Consider the following 16,396-nt stretch of genomic DNA (forward strand, 5'->3'; position numbering starts at 1 on the left):
TTGCCCTTGCCGTTGAGCGTGGCGAGGACGAGGTCGGGGTTGTGCACCTCGACACCGGCCGGGGGCGCGATGTCGGCGGCGGTGACCAGACCCGGACCCTGCTTGCGCAGGTACATCACAACCGGCTCATCGTGCTCACTGCTCACGACGAGCTGCTTGATGTTGAGGATCAGGTCGGTGACGTCCTCCTTGACGCCCGGCACGGTGGTGAACTCATGCAGGACACCGTCGACCCGGATGGACGTGACCGCCGCACCCGGGATCGAGGAGAGGAGCGTACGGCGCAGGGAGTTGCCGAGGGTGTATCCAAAGCCAGGCTCCAGCGGCTCGATCACGAACCGGGAGCGGAACTCGTCGACGACCTCTTCGGTCAGGGACGGACGCTGAGCAATCAGCACGAGGTGTTGCCTCCAGTGGTTTGGCGCCCGCTATGTGACGCCGTTGACACCTCGAAGGGTACGGGCTACGCGGGCGAGCGCGGACGGATCATCGACGACGGCTACGTCGGCCCTGGTCACAGCCGGGCTGCTCGCCGCGCTGTAGAGGCCGCAGCAGGACGATCCCACACCGCTCGACGAGAAAAAAAGAGGGGCTGCCTCCTGATCCGCGTCGGACGCGCCATGCTGGTTCGTGCGCTCGCCGACCGGGCCATGATCGCCGCGACGTGGCTCAACCTCCCGTCGCGGCTAAGGTTTCGGTGTGCCGTCGTACAGCATTGGGCAGGCCGCGCGCCTGCTGAGGGTGAGTTCGGAGACCGTGCGCCGGTGGGCGGACGGGGGTCGGCTTCCCATGGGACGGGACGGCTCGGGGAACCGGGTGATCGACGGCGTGGGGCTGGCGCGGTTCGCGCAGGAGCGCGCGGCCGAGGACGAACGCAGCGTTGACAGCGGGCCGCCCACGTCGGTGCGCAACGCGTTCACGGGCATCGTCACGGCGCTGACGGTTGACGATGTGGTGGCGCAGGTGGAGATCCAGGCCGGGCCGCACCGGGTGGTGTCGCTCGTGACCCGGGAGGCGGTCGAGGAGCTGGACCTCGCGGTCGGCGTCAAGGTCATCGCGCGGGTGAAATCGACGAGCGTGCACGTCGATCGGTCGTAGCCGGAGGCGTACGGCACCGCAGGGCGGCCCACAGGTCGAGGCGGTCGTAGAGGCGGGACAGGTCGCGGCCGGTGAAGTGCTCGATGCGCTGGATGCGGTAGTGGACGGTGTTGACGTGCAGGTGCAGGGCCTCCGCCGTACGCGCCCATGAGCCGTCGTGGGCGAGGAACGTCTCCAGGGTCTGGAGCAGCGCGGCGGCGGAGGCGTTCCGGTTGTCGAGCAGAGGGCCCAGGACGGTGCGGCTGTAGGCGGTGCGAACCTCGGCCGGTATGCCAGTCAGGAGGGTTTCGAGTCCGGTGAGGGACGAGGAACGAGGATTGAGGCGCGGTGGTGCGGGCCGAGGCCAGGGCGTAACGCCTCGGCCAGCGCCCCGTTCAACGCCGTGTACGAGGGCACCTACCGCACCCAGCACGTCCAGCACGCCAGCCTGGAGACGCACGGCGCGGTGGCGTGGTTCGACGAGGACAACAGGCTGAACGTACGCACCAGTTCACAGACCCCGTTCCTGACCCGGCGCGCCCTGTGCGCGCTGTACGACCTCCCCCTGGAGCAGGTGCGGGTCGTCGTGGGCCGGGTCGGCGGCGGCTTCGGCGGCAAGCAGGAGATGCTCGTCGAGGACATCGTGGCGCTCGCGGTGCTGCGGCTGCGCCGCCCGGTGAAACTGGAGTACACGCGCGCCGAGCAGTTCTACGGGGCGACCACCCGGCACCCGTTCACGATTCGTTGAAAGCGGGCGCCCGCAGCGACGGCACACTGACCGCGCTGCAACTACGGGTCGTCTCCAACACGGGCGCGTACGGCAATCACGGACCGGCGGTGATGTTCCACAGCGTCGGCGAGTCGATGGCGGTCTACCGCGCCCCGCGCAAGAAGGTCGACGCCTACTCCGTCTACACCCACACCGTCCCGGCCGGCGCCTTCCGCGGCTACGGACTCGGCCAGGTCATGTTCGCCGTCGAGTCCGCATCGGATGAACTCGCCCGCCACCTCGGCCTGGACCCACTGGAGTTCAAGGCCAAGAACATCATCGGCCCCGGGGAACCGATGATCACCGCCGATGGTGGGGAGGAGGACCTGCACATAGCCAGCTACGGCCTGGACCAGTGCATCGGCGTCGTCCGTCTCGCCCAGGCCGAGCCCGCCACGGAGCCCGTCCCGGACGGCTGGCTCGTCGGCGAGGGCACCGCGCTCGCGATGATCGCGACGGGACCGCCGGGTGGCCACATCGCCGATGCCCGCGCCGCGCTGTTGCCCGACGGCAGCTTCGACCTGGCTGTCGGTACGGCGGAGTTCGGCAACGGCACCACCACGGTGCACCGGCAGATCGCGGCCGGCGAACTCGCCACGACCGTCGACCGGATCACCGTCCGCCAGTCCGACACGGACGTCGTCAAGCACGACACCGGCGCCTTCGCCTCCACCGGTGTGGTGGTCGCGGGCAAGGCCACCCTGCGCGCCTCTCGTGCCCTCGCGGACATGCTCCTCGACTTCGCCGCCGCCCACCTGCGGGTACCGCGCGACGACTGCCGGCTCACGGAGGAGGCGGTGATCCACCCGGGTGGCCGGCTCACGTTGAAGGAGCTGTACGAGGCCGCCCGGGCGGTCGGTGTGTCGTTCACCGCCGACGGTCACTTCGGCGGGACCCCGCGCTCGGTCGCCTTCAACGCGCAGTGGTTCAGGGTGGCCGTCGATCCCGGCACGGGCGAGATCCGCATCCTGCGCGGTGTGCACGCCGCCGACGCGGGCAAGGTCGAACCCCATGCAGTGCCGCGGCCAGGTCGAGGGCGGCGTCACCCAGGCGCTCGGCGCGACGCTCGTCGAGAACGTACGCGTCGACGAGCGCGGCGAGGTCGAGACGGCCGCGTTCCGCCGCTACCAGCTGCCGCAGTACGCCGACATCCCGCGCACGGAAGTGCACTTCATGGAGACCGCCGACGCCATCGGGCCGCTCGGCGCCAAGTCGATGAGCGAGAGCCCCTTCAACCCGGTCGCCCCGGCCTTCGCCAACGCCCTGCGCGATGCGACGGGTGTCCGCTTCACAGAACTGCCGCTCACGCGCGACCGGGTATGGCTCGCCCTCGACGAGCGTCAGAGGTCCAGCAGTTCCTCGTAGAAGCCCCCGAAGCCCCGCTCGACGTCGACGAGATGGATCTCCAGGATCCAGTGAAGGAGTTTCCCCGCCTCGTCCGCGCGCCGCAGCGGCTTGTCGTTGGCGGGCACGATGTGGGAGTCGACGTCCTCCCAGTTGTTGTGCTCGGGCGGGAACTCGCCCACCAGGTGGCCGGCGTGCCAGCCGCCCAGCTGCCAGCCCGCTTCGGCCGCCAACCGCTCGACCTCGGCGTAGAGCTGCTTGCCTGTGATGTCCGGGTCCGCTTCGAAGGCGCGGCGTCCTGCTGCGAAAACGGTCGCCAGGTCGTCGCGAAGGCGGTGCTTGACGGGGTCGTCGCCGAGCACGAAGGTCCGACCGAAGTCGGCCTCGAACTCTTCGAAGATCGGCCCGAAGTCGGCGAACACGATGTCGTCCGCACCGATGACCCGGTCCGGCGGGTTCTCACGGTAGGGCAGAAGGGTGTTCGGTCCGGACCGCACGATCCGCTTGTGCCAGTAGTGCGTGGTCCCGAACATCTCATTCGCCAGGTCACGGACCCGGTCACTGACCGCGCGTTCCCCCTGGCCCGCGGTGACCAGGCGCCGCGTCTCGATCTCGGCGAACAGCAACGACGCTTTGGCCTGGGCGTCCAGCAGCCGAGCTGCGCGAATGGATTCGTCCGTCACGTTGCTCACCGTAGGAGCACCGGCTCGGTTTCGGCAACCGCATTGATCACACCTGAAGTCGCTCCCCCGACCAGCCCTTAAGACCGGCGGTACAGCCGTTGGCGCAAAGGGTTTGATCACGTGCCGCAATTATCGCAGCGCTGTTATATTAGTGCTGTGACATCTTCAGATCCCACAGCGCTACCCGATCCCTGGCACTCCTTGCACGAGCTTCTGGCAGCCATGGACGCCGAGATCGAGCAGGTCTACGTCGAGCGTGGCATCGAGGGGGTGCGGCCTCGGTTCGCCTATCCGCTGATCCGGCTCGCCCACACCGGACCACTGACCATTCGCGAGCTTGCGAAGTCCCTGGACCGCTCGCACTCCGCGATCAGCCAGACCATCGCCGCCATGCGCAAGGAGGATCTGGTCACCTCCGAGCCGGGGCCCGACGCCCGCACCCGGCGGATCGACCTGACCGAGCGCGGCCGGTCGCTGGTGCCGTTCCTGGAGGCGGAGTGGCGCGCTACCCACGAGACGGTCGCCGAGCTGGACAGCGAGGTCCCGTATGCGATGACCACCGTTGTCGCGGAGGTGCGGCGGGCGCTGGAACGCCGGTCGATGCGACAGCGGATCCTCCACCACCTTGTCGAGCCACCACGATGAGGAGGCGTGTCCGCGTCCGGTTCCTCGACACCCGCCCGCTGCATGGCAGTCAGTCGTTTCGCGACCTGTGGATCGGCACCTCGGTCTCTCAACTCGGCGGACAGATAGCCAACGTGGCGGTGCTGGCCCAGGTCTGGGACCTGACCGGCAGCCCGGTGGGCACCGGCGCCATCGGGCTCGCCACCGGCCTGCCGATGGTGCTGTTCGGGCTGCTCGGCGGCACGTTGGCCGATACCGTTGACCGCCGTGCGGTGGTGCGGGCCACCACCGCGGGCCAACTGCTGGCCGCCGCGGGGCTGTGTGCCCAGGCCCTGGCGGACAACCGCAACGTGCTGGTGCTGCTCGCCCTGGTAGCCATGGGGACGAGCTGCAGCGCTCTCGGAGCTCCTGCCCGGCGCACCTTCCCGGTCCGGCTGTTGCCCGGCGACCAGGTGGCGGCCGGTCTTGCGCTGACCAACGTCTCCTTCCAGGCAGCGATGCTGATCGGTCCCGCGATGGCCGGGCTGATCATCGCCCGGTGGGATTTCCCTGCCGCATACGCAACCCAGGCCGTGGCCATGGCAGTCGCGATGCTCGCGGTGATCCGCCTGCCTGCCATGCGGCCCGAAGGCGCCGACGCGGCAGGCGGCAGACGCCGGCCGAAGCGTGGCGGTTGGCGGATCGTCCTGCGCCGCCCGACGCTGTGGGGCTCGATGGCCACCGACCTGTCCGCAACGCTGCTCGCCATGCCCATCGCGCTCTTCCCGCTGGTCAACGAGATCCGCTTCGAGGGAAACCCGCAGACGCTCGGCCTGTTCCTCTCGGCCGTCGCGGTCGGGGGGATCACGGCCGGTCTGCTCTCCGGCACGGTGACGCGCTGGCGCCGTGGCGGCCTGGTCCAGCTGTCCGCCGCCGGCGTCTGGGGTCTGGCGCTGACCTGTTTCGGCCTGGCGGGGCCGTTGTGGCTGGCGCTCGGATGCCTGGCCGTGGCGGGCGCTGCCGACACCGTGTCTGTCGTCACCCGCAGTGCCCTGGTCCAATTGGAGACCCCGGACGCCTATCGGGGGCGGGTCTCCTCGGTGGAACACGTCATCGGTGTCGCGGGCCCCGAACTCGGCAACTTCCGTGGTGGCCTGTTGGCGTCGGCCACCTCCGCCTCCTTCTCCCTGGTCTTCGGCGGACTGTCCGCCATCCTGGCGATCGCCACCGTGTCGGCGACCAACGCCCCCCTTCGCGCCTACCGCACGCCGCCTGCTGCCGCGAAGCCGACTGTCCCTGAGGTCGCCGACGCGGCGGCGGCCGCCGGTTAGATCGTCCTTGTCGCGGACGTCGACCCCGTCCTCGCGCTGCTGAGTGACGGCGGCGTCGATGGACCTCGTGTCGCGAGCCGCCGGGCCCGCTCCACCGCGCGTGAGAGATGTTCGCCGACGGGGAACAGCGCCAAGGAGCGGCTCCTCACATGCCCCGGAACAAGGCTGTGTGCAGGGCGTAACCCAAGTCGATCAGACGGTGTGACAACCGCGCAATGGGCCTTTTGTAGTGTCGGTGGCGGAAGGATCCGAGCATCTGGAGGGGCCGCCCGTGACCACGACCACCACTCAGGTGCGGACGGTCTGCTCGTACTGCGGTGTGGGCTGCGGGATGGTTCTGGACATCGGGATGGGCTCCGACGGGCGGCGTACGGTCCTCAAGGCGTCCGGCGACAAGGCGCACCCGGCCAATTTCGGCCGCCTGTGCACGAAGGGCGCGACCACGGCCGACATGCTGGCCGCCCCCGGGCGGCTGACCACCGCCCTGGTGCGCACCGGACGTGGCGCGGAGGCCGAGCCCGCCCCGGTGAACGCGGCGATCGCCGAGACGGCGCGACGGCTGCGGGCGGTGATCGACGAGCACGGACCCGACGCCTTCGCCTTCTACGTCTCCGGGCAGATGAGCCTGGAGGCTCAGTACCTGGCGAACAAACTGGCCAAGGGCTTCGTCCGTACCAACCAGATCGAGTCGAACTCGCGGCTGTGCATGGCCGGCGCGGGCACCGGCTACAAGCTGTCGCTCGGTGCGGACGGCCCGCCCGGCTCATACGAGGACTTCGAGCGGGCGGACGTCTTCTTCGTCATCGGCTCCAACATGGCCGACTGCCACCCCGTTCTCTTCCTCCGCATGATGGACCGGGTCAGGTCGGGCGGCGCCAAGCTGATCGTCGTCGACCCGCGCCGCAGCGCGACCGCCGACAAGGCGGACCTGTTCCTGCCGGTCCGGCCAGGGACGGACCTGGCACTGCTCAACGGCCTGCTGCACCTGCTCTACGAGAACGGGCACACCGATCCCGAGTTCATCGCCGCGCACACCGAGGGCTGGGAGGCGATGCCGGAGTTCCTTGCCGACTATCCGCCCGCCGCTGTCGCCGAGATCACCGGTGTCCAGGAGGGCGACATCAGCGAGGCGGCCCGGCTCATCGGCGAGGCCGGGGAGTGGATGAGCTGTTGGACCATGGGCCTCAACCAGTCCACGCACGGCACCTGGAACACCAACGCGCTGGTCAATCTGCATCTGGCGACGGGCGCCATCTGCCGCCCCGGCAGCGGTCCGTTCTCGCTGACCGGGCAGCCCAACGCCATGGGCGGCCGGGAGATGGGCTATATGGGTCCGGGCCTGCCCGGCCAGCGGTCGGTGCTGGTCGATGAGGAGCGCGCCTTCGCCGAGGAGCTGTGGGAACTGCCCCCCGGCACGGTCCGCAAGGACGGGGTCGGCCAGGGCACCATCGAGATGTTCCAGAAGATGGCCGACGGGGACATCAAGGCGTGCTGGATCATCTGCACCAACCCTGTCGCCTCCGTGGCCAACCGCAAGACGGTCATCGAGGCCCTGGAGAGGGCCGAGTTCGTCGTAACCCAGGACGTCTTCGCCGAGACGGAGACGAACGCGTACGCGGATGTCGTACTGCCCGGCGCGCTGTGGACCGAGACCGAGGGCGTGCTCATCAACAGCGAGCGCAACCTCACCCTCGCGCAGCCCGCCGTGGAGCCGCCCGGGGAGGCGATGGCGGACTGGCGGATCATCGCCGCTGTCGCCCGCGAGATGGGCTACGAGAAGGGTTTCTCGTACGACAGCGCGGAGGAGGTCTTCGAGGAGATCAAGCGCGCCTGGAACCCGAAGACCGGCTACGACTTGCGGGGCATCACCTACGAACGGCTGCGGTCCACCCCCGTGCAATGGCCTGCGGCGAGCGAAGGCGGCCCCGACCGCAATCCGATCCGCTACGTGAACGAGGACGGCGGCGGTCCGGTCTTCCCCACGGCGAGCGGCCGTGCGGTGTTCTACGCCCGCCCGCACGTCCCTGCCGCCGAGATGCCGGACGACGACTATCCGTACGTCCTGAACACCGGGCGGTTGCAGCACCAGTGGCACACCCTCACCAAAACGGGCAAGGTCGCCAAGCTCAACAAGCTCAACCCCGGGCCCTTCGTGGAACTGCACCCCGGCGACGCAGCCGCGCTCGGCATCGCCGGCGGCGACTCGGTGGAGGTCGCCTCGCGGCGCGGACGGGCGGTGCTGCCCGCCGTGGTGACCGACCGGGTACGGCCCGGCTGCTGTTTCGCGCCCTTCCACTGGAACGACCTGTTCGGCGAATACCTGAGCGTCAACGCCGTCACCAGTGACGCCGTCGACCCGCTCTCCTTCCAGCCGGAGTTCAAGGTGTGCGCGGTGTCGCTGACGAAGGTGGCTCCGGTGTCCGTGGCGGTACGTCCATTGGTCGCGGCCGGCGCTCGTCCGGGTGCCGCGCTGGGTCCGGCTCCTGCGGGTACGACCACACCATTGGGGCCCTCGTTCGGGCTCGAGCCCGCCCCACCACCCGTACTGGCCGAGCACGAGCGCCAGTACCTGGTCGGCTTCCTCGCCGGGATCGGATCGGGCGTCCCCGGCGTGCCGGTGCTGCCGCCGGGCGCACCCTTCAGCCCCGAGCACGCGCTGTGGGTGAACGGCGTACTGGCCGGCATGTACTCCCGGACCGTCCCCGGGACGCCCGCCGTACCCGCGGCACCTGCCGCCCCCGTCCGTGAGGTCGTCGTCCTGTGGGCCTCGCAGACCGGCAACGCCGAGGAGTACGCGGCGGCGGTCGCCGACCGGGTCACCACCACCGGGCACAGGGCCACCCTCGTCTCCATGGACGACGCCCACCCCGGGAACCTGCCGACCGGCGCCGACATCCTGTTGATAACCAGCACCTTCGGCGACGGCGAGGCCCCCGACAACGGCTCCGGCTTCTGGGCCGCCCTGACCGCATCCGACACGCCCCGACTGGACGGTGTGCGGTACGCGGTCCTCGCCTTCGGCGACTCCTCCTACGACGACTTCTGCGGCCACGGCCGCCGTCTCGACCAGCGCCTCGACGAGCTGGGCGCGGTGCGTCTCGCCCCACGGACGGACTGCGAACCCGACTACGAGCCCTCCGCCACGGCTTGGCTGGACCAGGTCCTCACCACCCTGACCGACGCCCCGGAAACAGCCTCAGCGCCCGCGCCGACCACATCGTCCGCTCGCCGGTCGAGAAGGCCGACCCCCGTCACCACCCGCCTCACCGGCAGTCAGCTGCTCAGCCTGCCCGGCGCGGGCAAAGAGGTCCGCCGCTTCACCTTCGACACCCGCGACAACGAGACTCCGCTCCTCTACGCGGCCGGGGACGCCCTCGGCGTACGCCCCCTCAACTCCCCGGACCTCGTCACCGAATGGCTGGCCACCACCGGCATCAACCCAGCGGCCACCGTGCACCTGAACGGCACCGCTGAGGTCCTCCTCCACGAGGCCCTGCACCGGCATCTGGACATCACCCGCATCACCCCCGGCCTGCTGCGCTTCGTCGCCGAACGCACCCACGACCGCCTACTGAAGCAACTGCTGCGCCCCGACAACAAGGACGAACTGGCCAAGTGGTCCTGGGGCCGCCAGGCCGTCGACGTCATCGCCGAACGCCCCGTCCGCGCCACAGCCCAGGAATGGGCCGACCTACTGAAGCCGCTCCAGCCCCGCCTGTACTCCATATCGTCGAGCCCCCTCACCGACCCCCACCTCGTCTCGCTGACAGTCTCCGTCGTCCGGTACGAGAACCCGGACGGACGACCGCGCCAGGGCGTCTGCTCGCCCTTCCTCGCCGACGCCTCCCCCGGCACACCCGTGCCGGTCTTCGTCCAGTCCTCCTCGAAATTCCGGCCGCCGGCCGACCCCGCCACCCCGATGGTGATGGTCGGCCCCGGCACCGGGATCGCCCCCTTCATCGGCTTCCTCCATGAGCGCCGCGCCCTCGGCCACCACGCGCCCAACTGGCTCTTCTTCGGCGAACAGCACCGGGCCACCGACTTCTACTACGAGGACGAGCTGACCGCCTTCCTCTCCGACGGCACCCTCGCCCGCCTGGACACCGCCTTCTCCCGCGACCAACGGGCCAAGGTCTACGTCCAGGACCGGATCCGCGAACACGGTCCGTTGCTGTGGTCCTGGCTCCAGGAGGGCGCCCACTTCTACGTCTGCGGCGACGCCTCCCGCATGGCCAAGGACGTCGACCGGGCCCTGCGCGACATCGTCTCCGTCCATGGCGGCCTCGACGAGGACGGGGCAGTCTCGTACGTCAAGCAGCTCGCCGCCGCCAGGCGGTACGTCCGTGACGTGTACTGATCGGCTCAGCTGTGCGTCGGCGGGGGCGGGGTGCCGTACCGCGCACGGCGTACGGCCGGGTCGGGAAGGGCTCGAGGCCGGCGGACCGGGTGCGCAGCGCCTGCCGTAAGGGCCCAATTCGGCACCGCTGCACTGAGCCGAGGGGTTCAGCGGACGCGTACGGCACGGGCCAGGAAGTGCTGTTGGGCGTCCTCGTAGCAGGCCAGATGCCAGCCGGCTGTGTGAAGTGCCGGCCGCAGGTTGGTCTCGTCCAGCGGGTCGGCGGGGTCGAGGGGACGGCCGTGCCGGGCGGCCCGTTCAGCACGGCCGGAGGGGTGGAAGAGCAGGAGGCTGCCGCCGGGGGCCGTCACGCGGGCCCACTCGCGCAATGCCGGGGCTGGTTCAGGGAGGTGGTTGATCAGTCCGGCGGTGAAGATGCCGTCCACCGTGCCGGAGGGAAGGGGCAGGCGAGAGGCGTCGGCCAGCAGCAACAGGGCGAGGTCGGCGCGGCCGTGCCGGGCTGCGGCATCGAGCATCGCCGAAGTGACGTCCACCCCCAGGACCGCGCCCATGTCCCCCACCTCGGCCCGCAGCGCGGGCAGTGCCCGCCCGGTGCCGCAGCCCAGGTCGAGAGCGGTCTGCCCGCAGCGGAGCCCCATCCGGGCCACGGCTGCCGCGTAGACGGGCCCGTCGGCCGCGAAGCGCCCCTCCCACGTATCGGCCTTCGGCGTGAAGAACGCGCGCGTCGACGTATGCCCAGCGCGGGACACCACCAACGCGCCGAACCGCCGCAACACCTGGTCCCGGTACGGCGCCAGGACCGCCGGCTCGGCCGGGGCCGACTCACGCAGGCCCGGCACGGTGACCGCCTCCTCCGGGAAAGCCGTCACGAAGGCGTCCACGGCCACGGCATCGACCTCCAGATGGAACTGAAGCCCCCAGGCCGTCCCGCCCACCCGGAAGGCCTGCACCGGAAAGCGATCGCAGGAGGCCAGTAGCGCCGCCCCGTCCGGGAGATCCATGGTGTCGCTGTGCCAGTGCAGCACCCGCAGTCGCTCGGGCACCCCGACGAACAACGGATCGGTACCGGCGGCGGCATCCGGCCGCACGGGTTCCCAGCCAACCTGGAGACCCGTGCCCGGCCGGGCTCCGCCACCCGCCGCCACCGCCAGCAACCGCGCCCCCAAGCACACACCCAGCACCGGCACCTGGGCCTCCAGCGCCGTGCGCAGCAGCGCCAACTCCGCCTCCCGGGTGGGGAAACCGTCGTCGCTGTACGCGGACATCGGCCCGCCCAACACAACCAGCGCCTCGGCCCCGGACAGGTCGGACGGCAGTGCGTCTCCGGCCCAGACGCGGCACACCCGGATCTCCAGCCCGGCCGCCTCCAGCGCCGCGCCGATCGCGTACGGACCCTCAACCGGCACGTGCTGCACCACCAGAACAGCCACCAGCGACCTCCTCCAGATCCGCAGATGCCACCCAAAAGCACACGCTGACCACGCCACCCAAGGGATCCGCGGTACGCATTACCGCCCCGGACGGCAAGGGGCTGTGGTCCGACGACCCGACCCGGGAATCGACAGCCTCTGACCGTTCTCTTGGACGGGTGGCTCGGAGAACTACGTCCAGGACGTGTAGCGGCCGTCGACCCGTATCGCGTTGATGCCGCTGATGTGCCGGGCGCCGCAGCGGTCCTGGGGCAGGACCAGTTGGGGCCCGGCCCGGTCGAGTGGGGTGTCGTCGATGCTGGCCGCGAGCAGGACGGGGGCCTGGCCGAAGTCGGGGTCGATCTCGGCCCAGGACAGGAGGGCGTGGTGGCCGTCCATGCCGGACACGGCGATCAGGAAGCGCAGGCGGTCCTTGCGTCGGGCGGGATCGAAGACGGGACCCGCATCGGACAGCACGTCGTGCAGCAATGGTCCCGCGAAGCGATGGTGCTGGACGCCGCTGGTGGCGCACTCGAAGCTGACCCGCACGCGGTGCTGGGGCCAGGCGAGCAGGTCCGGCACCGTCAGACGGGCCGGGCGCGCGAGGTCGCCGGTCAAGGCGAGCTCCGCCACCGGATCGGCGACCGATTCCACGAGGGACTGACTCACCGGCTATCACCTCCCGAATGACGGTACCCGGGCAACAGTCCCGTACAAACGCACATACCCATCCCTACTTAGCAAACATCCGGCTCATGCGATGTAATAGGAGACTTCCCCATCGTATTTGCGGCAGGACCTTCCACGCACGCACACCTACCGAATCAGGGAAGCGGCCGCCTGGATGGGGGCCGCGCCGACACGCTCAGGCGCTTGACGACCTCGGGGGCAATTGAGGTCGGGACGTACTGGCCTGGCGGTTCGACTGGTACGTGATCAGCAGGCGCTGTTGTGGACGGGGATGAGTGCGGTACTCGTCCGGCGCCGGCGATTGCCCGAGACGAAGGCCCGCCGCCCGGGTCGACCCGCCCGCGGGCGCCTGACCTGGGGCTCGGCGCCGTCGAGCCGAAGCTCGATGTCTTCGACCTCGGCGTAGGCGAAGACGTCTTCCAGTGTCCGCAGCCGCACTCCAGACCGGTCAGGCACTGCGAAGCCGCGGGCTGCAAGCAACGGACGCACTTGCCGGAACGCCGTCGACACGGTCGAGCGGTCGACGTCGTACTGCTCGGCCAGGACATCGTGCGGCCTCCCACTGGGCGGTAAGTTCGGCGAGCAACTCGCCCAAGTGCGTGCGGGAGACCCCTGACAGGCAGGATGGGAACCGGCCGCACGGGCCCAGGCCAGTGTCACAACTCACCCAACCCACGCGGCCGTTGTCAGGTCACGCGCTGAGTATCTCCGTGTTCTGGCAGGCGGCCAGGCGCCATTGCCCGTCTTCCTTCGCAATGACATAGAGCGGCGTACCCGGGTTCCCGATGGGCTGACCGTCAAGTGTCAGGTACTGGGCATGCGCCTTGACAGCGGCGACTTCGGGGCGGATGAACAGCACATGCACCACCTCGTACTTGGCCGTCGAGTCCTTCATGGCACCGGGAAGTACCTGGTGCGTTAAGGCCGATATCTCATCGCGCCCGGTGAGGCGCTTGCCGTGGCCCGTCGTCCAGATCGCGTCGCTCCGGAAGAGCCTGATGAACTCGTCCACGAGCTCGTTCTGCCGGGAGTGCTCAAGGACGGCGATCACCTTCTTGATCGCCACGATCTCAGCTTCCTGTATCTGCCCATCGATCACAGTTGCGTTCATAGGGTCATCTTTTGACCTCAACGACACTTGAGGTCAAGCACCTTCAGGCATTGCTCCCCCACTAGCTCCCACTGATCCCAGGCAGCCCCGAGTGCCGCCCGGAACCACAGAAACCGGCCCTTGCGAAACCTGGGGCGGCTCAGCGTGCCGCACGGCTGGCGGTCGGAGTCAGTGCGGAGATCGTGCGCCACCGGACCGAGGTCAAGACTGTGCGCCTCCCTCACCGTCCGGCAAGTGCCCTTCGGCCCAGCGGCCCAGCTCCACCAGGGCGGGGCGCAGCGCCTCCCCCGTAGCGGTGAGGCAGTAGCTGACGCGCAGCGGCGGCCCGGGGTCGACGTTGCGGACGACCACGCCGGTGGCCACCAACTCGGCGAGACGGCCGGAGAGCATACGCCCAGTGATGCCGGGGACAGCATGCCGTAGGTCTGCGAAGTGGATCGGGCCGCCCATGAGCGCGGCAATAACCATCCCGGTCCAGCGCTTACCGAGAAGCCCGAATACGCGTTGGACCGCACTGCCGGCACCGGTGCACATCGCTCCGTACTCTTCGGCCCCCCGCCGTGACCCCCGCTGCGTCGCCATGGAGCCACTCTACTTGAGTCCCCACTGTAGGTATAAAAAAGTAAGCAGGTACGGTATCAATAGGAGTGTACGAAAAAGCATCACAGCGTCGACAGAATCGAAAGGCATGCCCGCCATGACCAACGACACGACGAACTCCGCGGCCGGCTCCGCAGCCGACCTCGCCACCGGCGATTGGGTATTGGACCCGGCCGCGTCCTGGGTCGGATTCCGCCACAAGTCGCTCTGGGGCCTGGTCACCATCAAGGGCACCTTCACCAAGATCAGCGGCGAGGGCGAGGTCGACGCACCGGGCCATGGCCGCGGGACGCTGGTCATCGACGCGGCATCGGTCGACACCAAGAAGAAGAGGCTCGACACCCACCTGCGCTCGGCAGACTTCTTCGAGGTCGAAAAGCACCCGACCTTCACCTTCGCGGCCGACGGCATCACCGCCGACAGCGCCGGCAACGCCCAGGTCAGTGGCGTACTGACGGTCCACGGGAAGTCCCACCCGCTCACCTTCACCACCCAGGTCACCGTCGCAAGCACCACCGACGTCACGCTCACAGGCGAGGTGGACATCGACTACAAGAACTTCGCGATGGCCTGGAAGAACCCGGGCGGCACCGTGCGAGGCCTGACTACGGTCACTCTCAAAACCCGCTTCACCCGGGCCTGAGTTGGGAGCGACATCCGGACGCCGGTCTTCGCGCCTTCTGTGCCCTGCCGGTGGGCAGGGCACAGAAGGCAGTGCGGGCGAGAGGCGTGGCGGTTCCCGGATCGGCCCTCACTCGCATGCCGGTGGCGATCTCCGGCCGGGCGCTGACGGTCGAGCCGGCAAGCCGCCCACTTGAGGTCGGACGGTCATCTGGTCGAACCCGACTGCTCGACCCGCTGCCATCTCAGGACGGCGGTAAGTTGCCGCCCTCCGAACGGCAGGGGTTCTGGCGTGATCAGTTCGAGACGCGGCTCGACAAGTACGACCTTGCGAGCCATGGACGCGTGGACCCAGTTCGGGAACAGGCTCACTTCCGGTTCGTGCACGACCATGGAATCGCCGTCGACGTGGTAAGAACCGGCGTACGCCACATAGCCACGGGCGGCGGCGGCAGACTCGGCATCAGTGCCGTCGCCGAGTCCGCCAGCCTGATAGCGCGGTCGGTCGAGCCGCATGATCTGTACCGACATGAGGCCATCTGCTGTGTAGCAAAGACAGCCCGCAGCATCGTCCCCCAGCGGATGGCCGACGAGCACGCCGAGCCCGTCACGCACCTCGTACGACGTCAACCGCCAGTAACCCACCAGGCGCTCCTGGAGTGACCGGCTATCGGCACCAATCTGCATGGATACGCCACTTTCCTTTCCGGTGGATCTCGTCAAGGCACCCGACCTCGTCGATGTTCATCTCGCGCCAGGCCGGCCCAAATCTCAGCCCCGCACAGCAGCGGTGCGGCAACCCGATCGCGCCGACCAGGCCGACAGGGAGCGGTCCGCATGATGAAAGCCGTACCGGGAGATACAGGCACCCGAAGGTCCCTCGACCAGCGGCCATGCCAGGACTTCGGGCCGCAGCATCCTGCCGAGGGTCCCGCAGGGAGGCTTATCGATCGAGACGTCGGTTCGGGAGCCTCGCCTGCATCGAGGTCGACCCCATCAAGATGGTATGAAACAAGATGTTCTGGGTCAAGAGTAGTTTGGCGGTGCCTGACCCCGGTTACTTCCGCAGGCGACGGGCGAACTCGGGAACGTCGACGAACTCATCGAATGCGTAAAAGCGGAGCACCTCAAGGAAGACATCGCGTTGGGCCGGATCGAGAAGGCCGAGCAGCTCCCGCTCCACCTTCTCCGTCGCCGCACTCGCACGCAGGCAGACCTGACGGCCGCGGGGGGTAAGCGTCGGCCTGCGAACCCTTCGGTCCCGCGGGTCGGGCACTCGGACTACCAGTCCCTTGGCCTCAAGAGAGTCGACGGTTGCCGTGATGACAGACTTGTCGATCTTGACAAGTGCGGACAACTCGAGCTGCGCCATCGGCGCTGTCATCAGCGCGACCATGACGAAGTGCTCTTTGATGTTGACGCCGACCGACTCCAGAGCAGCCGTCTTACGCGCGCCGAAGCCGAGCCACGCCCGATTCAGCAGCCAATTGACATCGCCGTTCAGCGGATGCTCAGCGTTCCCCATTCAACTATGGTACCGAGTGCCTCTCATCCGATGCCACTCTCCACAAGCTGATCAGGTGTCTGATCTGGGCATTCACCGGCGGGGGCAGGTCCCAGGCAGCGAGTTCGTCGAGGATGTCCAGGCCGAGCAGCCACTCCCGATGCCCAACATCCTCGGGAACGTGCGTCTTGGCTCGTCGTTATCGATAGCCCAGGCGTCCGGGGCGAGAGATGTCGCCATACGTTCGGCGCTCCGGCGCCGGACCGGCAGCGCGTCCCATGGTGGCTGGATCAGGAT

General features: G+C 69.0%; 13 protein-coding genes and 5 pseudogenes. 7 read left to right on the forward strand and 11 right to left on the reverse strand.

The window, feature by feature from the left end; genetic code table 11:
- Positions 1-398, reverse strand: a pseudogene (locus AB0N66_RS13415) (DNA-directed RNA polymerase subunit alpha); the annotation flags it as partial.
- A 301-nt stretch (positions 399-699) separates the two neighbouring features.
- Here AB0N66_RS13415 and AB0N66_RS13420 point away from each other — a divergent pair.
- Positions 700-1,098 (forward strand): TOBE domain-containing protein, encoded by a 399-nt coding sequence (locus tag AB0N66_RS13420; protein WP_365432785.1) that lies wholly within the window; start codon positions 700-702, stop codon positions 1,096-1,098.
- Here AB0N66_RS13420 and AB0N66_RS13425 read toward each other — a convergent pair.
- A pseudogene (locus AB0N66_RS13425) lies at positions 1,052-1,454 on the reverse strand (helix-turn-helix domain-containing protein); the annotation flags it as partial. The gene AB0N66_RS13420 and the pseudogene AB0N66_RS13425 overlap by 47 nt on opposite strands.
- Before the next feature lie 26 nt (positions 1,455-1,480).
- On the opposite strand from AB0N66_RS13425, the pseudogene AB0N66_RS13430 reads away from it, so the two are divergent.
- Positions 1,481-2,790: pseudogene (locus AB0N66_RS13430) on the forward strand (molybdopterin cofactor-binding domain-containing protein); the annotation flags it as partial.
- Between the two features lie 67 nt (positions 2,791-2,857).
- Complete coding sequence (locus AB0N66_RS13435; RefSeq protein WP_365432788.1) at positions 2,858-3,211, forward strand: molybdopterin cofactor-binding domain-containing protein; 354 nt, start codon at positions 2,858-2,860, stop codon at positions 3,209-3,211.
- Here the strand turns inward: AB0N66_RS13435 and AB0N66_RS13440 are convergent.
- A complete protein-coding gene (locus AB0N66_RS13440; protein ID WP_365432791.1) occupies positions 3,187-3,873 on the reverse strand; it encodes a M24 family metallopeptidase in 687 nt (228 codons plus the stop codon). The genes AB0N66_RS13435 and AB0N66_RS13440 overlap by 25 nt on opposite strands.
- A gap of 156 nt (positions 3,874-4,029) precedes the next feature.
- On the opposite strand from AB0N66_RS13440, the gene AB0N66_RS13445 reads away from it, so the two are divergent.
- The 3 genes from AB0N66_RS13445 to AB0N66_RS13455 all read left to right on the forward strand — a co-directional run bounded on the left by AB0N66_RS13445 (position 4,030) and on the right by AB0N66_RS13455 (position 10,164).
- The gene (locus AB0N66_RS13445; protein ID WP_365432794.1) at positions 4,030-4,518 is read left to right on the forward strand and encodes a MarR family transcriptional regulator; all 489 of its coding nucleotides are present in this window, start codon (positions 4,030-4,032) and stop codon (positions 4,516-4,518) included.
- Positions 4,515-5,807, forward strand: a complete 1,293-nt coding sequence (locus tag AB0N66_RS13450) for an MFS transporter (RefSeq protein WP_365432797.1) — start codon at positions 4,515-4,517, stop codon at positions 5,805-5,807. The genes AB0N66_RS13445 and AB0N66_RS13450 overlap by 4 nt, the downstream gene beginning before the upstream one ends.
- A gap of 271 nt (positions 5,808-6,078) precedes the next feature.
- Complete coding sequence (locus AB0N66_RS13455) at positions 6,079-10,164, forward strand: bifunctional nitrate reductase/sulfite reductase flavoprotein subunit alpha (protein WP_365432800.1); 4,086 nt, start codon at positions 6,079-6,081, stop codon at positions 10,162-10,164.
- A gap of 146 nt (positions 10,165-10,310) precedes the next feature.
- On the opposite strand, the gene AB0N66_RS13460 is transcribed toward AB0N66_RS13455, so the two are convergent.
- From AB0N66_RS13460 to AB0N66_RS13480, 5 genes and pseudogenes are all read right to left on the reverse strand, one after another.
- On the reverse strand, positions 10,311-11,594 hold the full coding sequence (locus AB0N66_RS13460) for a methyltransferase domain-containing protein (RefSeq protein ID WP_365432803.1): 1,284 nt from the start codon (positions 11,592-11,594) through the stop codon (positions 10,311-10,313).
- A gap of 171 nt (positions 11,595-11,765) precedes the next feature.
- Positions 11,766-12,242: a molybdopterin-dependent oxidoreductase gene (locus tag AB0N66_RS13465; RefSeq protein WP_365432806.1), complete on the reverse strand. Its 477-nt coding sequence runs from the start codon at positions 12,240-12,242 to the stop codon at positions 11,766-11,768.
- A gap of 306 nt (positions 12,243-12,548) precedes the next feature.
- Positions 12,549-12,788 (reverse strand): annotated as a pseudogene (locus AB0N66_RS13470) (IS5/IS1182 family transposase); the annotation flags it as partial.
- Between the two features lie 166 nt (positions 12,789-12,954).
- Positions 12,955-13,374: an SgcJ/EcaC family oxidoreductase gene (locus AB0N66_RS13475; RefSeq protein WP_365432809.1), complete on the reverse strand. Its 420-nt coding sequence runs from the start codon at positions 13,372-13,374 to the stop codon at positions 12,955-12,957.
- Between the two features lie 201 nt (positions 13,375-13,575).
- Positions 13,576-13,908: a helix-turn-helix domain-containing protein gene (locus AB0N66_RS13480; protein WP_365433598.1), complete on the reverse strand. Its 333-nt coding sequence runs from the start codon at positions 13,906-13,908 to the stop codon at positions 13,576-13,578.
- A 154-nt stretch (positions 13,909-14,062) separates the two neighbouring features.
- Between AB0N66_RS13480 and AB0N66_RS13485 the strand changes: the two genes are divergently transcribed.
- A complete protein-coding gene (locus tag AB0N66_RS13485) occupies positions 14,063-14,617 on the forward strand; it encodes a YceI family protein (protein ID WP_365432812.1) in 555 nt (184 codons plus the stop codon).
- Between the two features lie 185 nt (positions 14,618-14,802).
- On the opposite strand, the gene AB0N66_RS13490 is transcribed toward AB0N66_RS13485, so the two are convergent.
- The 3 genes and pseudogenes from AB0N66_RS13490 to AB0N66_RS13500 all read right to left on the reverse strand — a co-directional run.
- A complete protein-coding gene (locus tag AB0N66_RS13490) occupies positions 14,803-15,282 on the reverse strand; it encodes a lipocalin-like domain-containing protein (protein ID WP_365432814.1) in 480 nt (159 codons plus the stop codon).
- A gap of 370 nt (positions 15,283-15,652) precedes the next feature.
- Complete coding sequence (locus AB0N66_RS13495) at positions 15,653-16,120, reverse strand: MarR family winged helix-turn-helix transcriptional regulator (RefSeq protein WP_365432817.1); 468 nt, start codon at positions 16,118-16,120, stop codon at positions 15,653-15,655.
- Positions 16,121-16,193: 73 nt separating this feature from the next.
- Positions 16,194-16,378, reverse strand: a pseudogene (locus AB0N66_RS13500) (hypothetical protein); the annotation flags it as partial.
- Between the last annotated feature and the right edge of the window lie 18 nt (positions 16,379-16,396).

The sequence above is a fragment of the Streptomyces sp. NPDC093544 genome (assembly GCF_040683495.1).
GTDB lineage: Bacteria > Actinomycetota > Actinomycetes > Streptomycetales > Streptomycetaceae > Streptomyces.

Bases quoted from the DNA above. Each gene is read 5' to 3' on its own strand.
- AB0N66_RS13475 (WP_365432809.1), bottom strand. From the start codon at position 13,374: ATGAACGCAACTGTGATCGATGGGCAGATACAGGAAGCTGAGATCGTG.
- AB0N66_RS13485 (WP_365432812.1), top strand. From the start codon at position 14,063: ATGCCCGCCATGACCAACGACACGACGAACTCCGCGGCCGGCTCCGCA.
- AB0N66_RS13490 (WP_365432814.1), bottom strand. From the start codon at position 15,282: ATGCAGATTGGTGCCGATAGCCGGTCACTCCAGGAGCGCCTGGTGGGT.
- AB0N66_RS13435 (WP_365432788.1), top strand. From the start codon at position 2,858: ATGCAGTGCCGCGGCCAGGTCGAGGGCGGCGTCACCCAGGCGCTCGGC.
- AB0N66_RS13480 (WP_365433598.1), bottom strand. From the start codon at position 13,908: ATGTGCACCGGTGCCGGCAGTGCGGTCCAACGCGTATTCGGGCTTCTC.
- AB0N66_RS13450 (WP_365432797.1), top strand. From the start codon at position 4,515: ATGAGGAGGCGTGTCCGCGTCCGGTTCCTCGACACCCGCCCGCTGCAT.
- AB0N66_RS13495 (WP_365432817.1), bottom strand. From the start codon at position 16,120: ATGGGGAACGCTGAGCATCCGCTGAACGGCGATGTCAATTGGCTGCTG.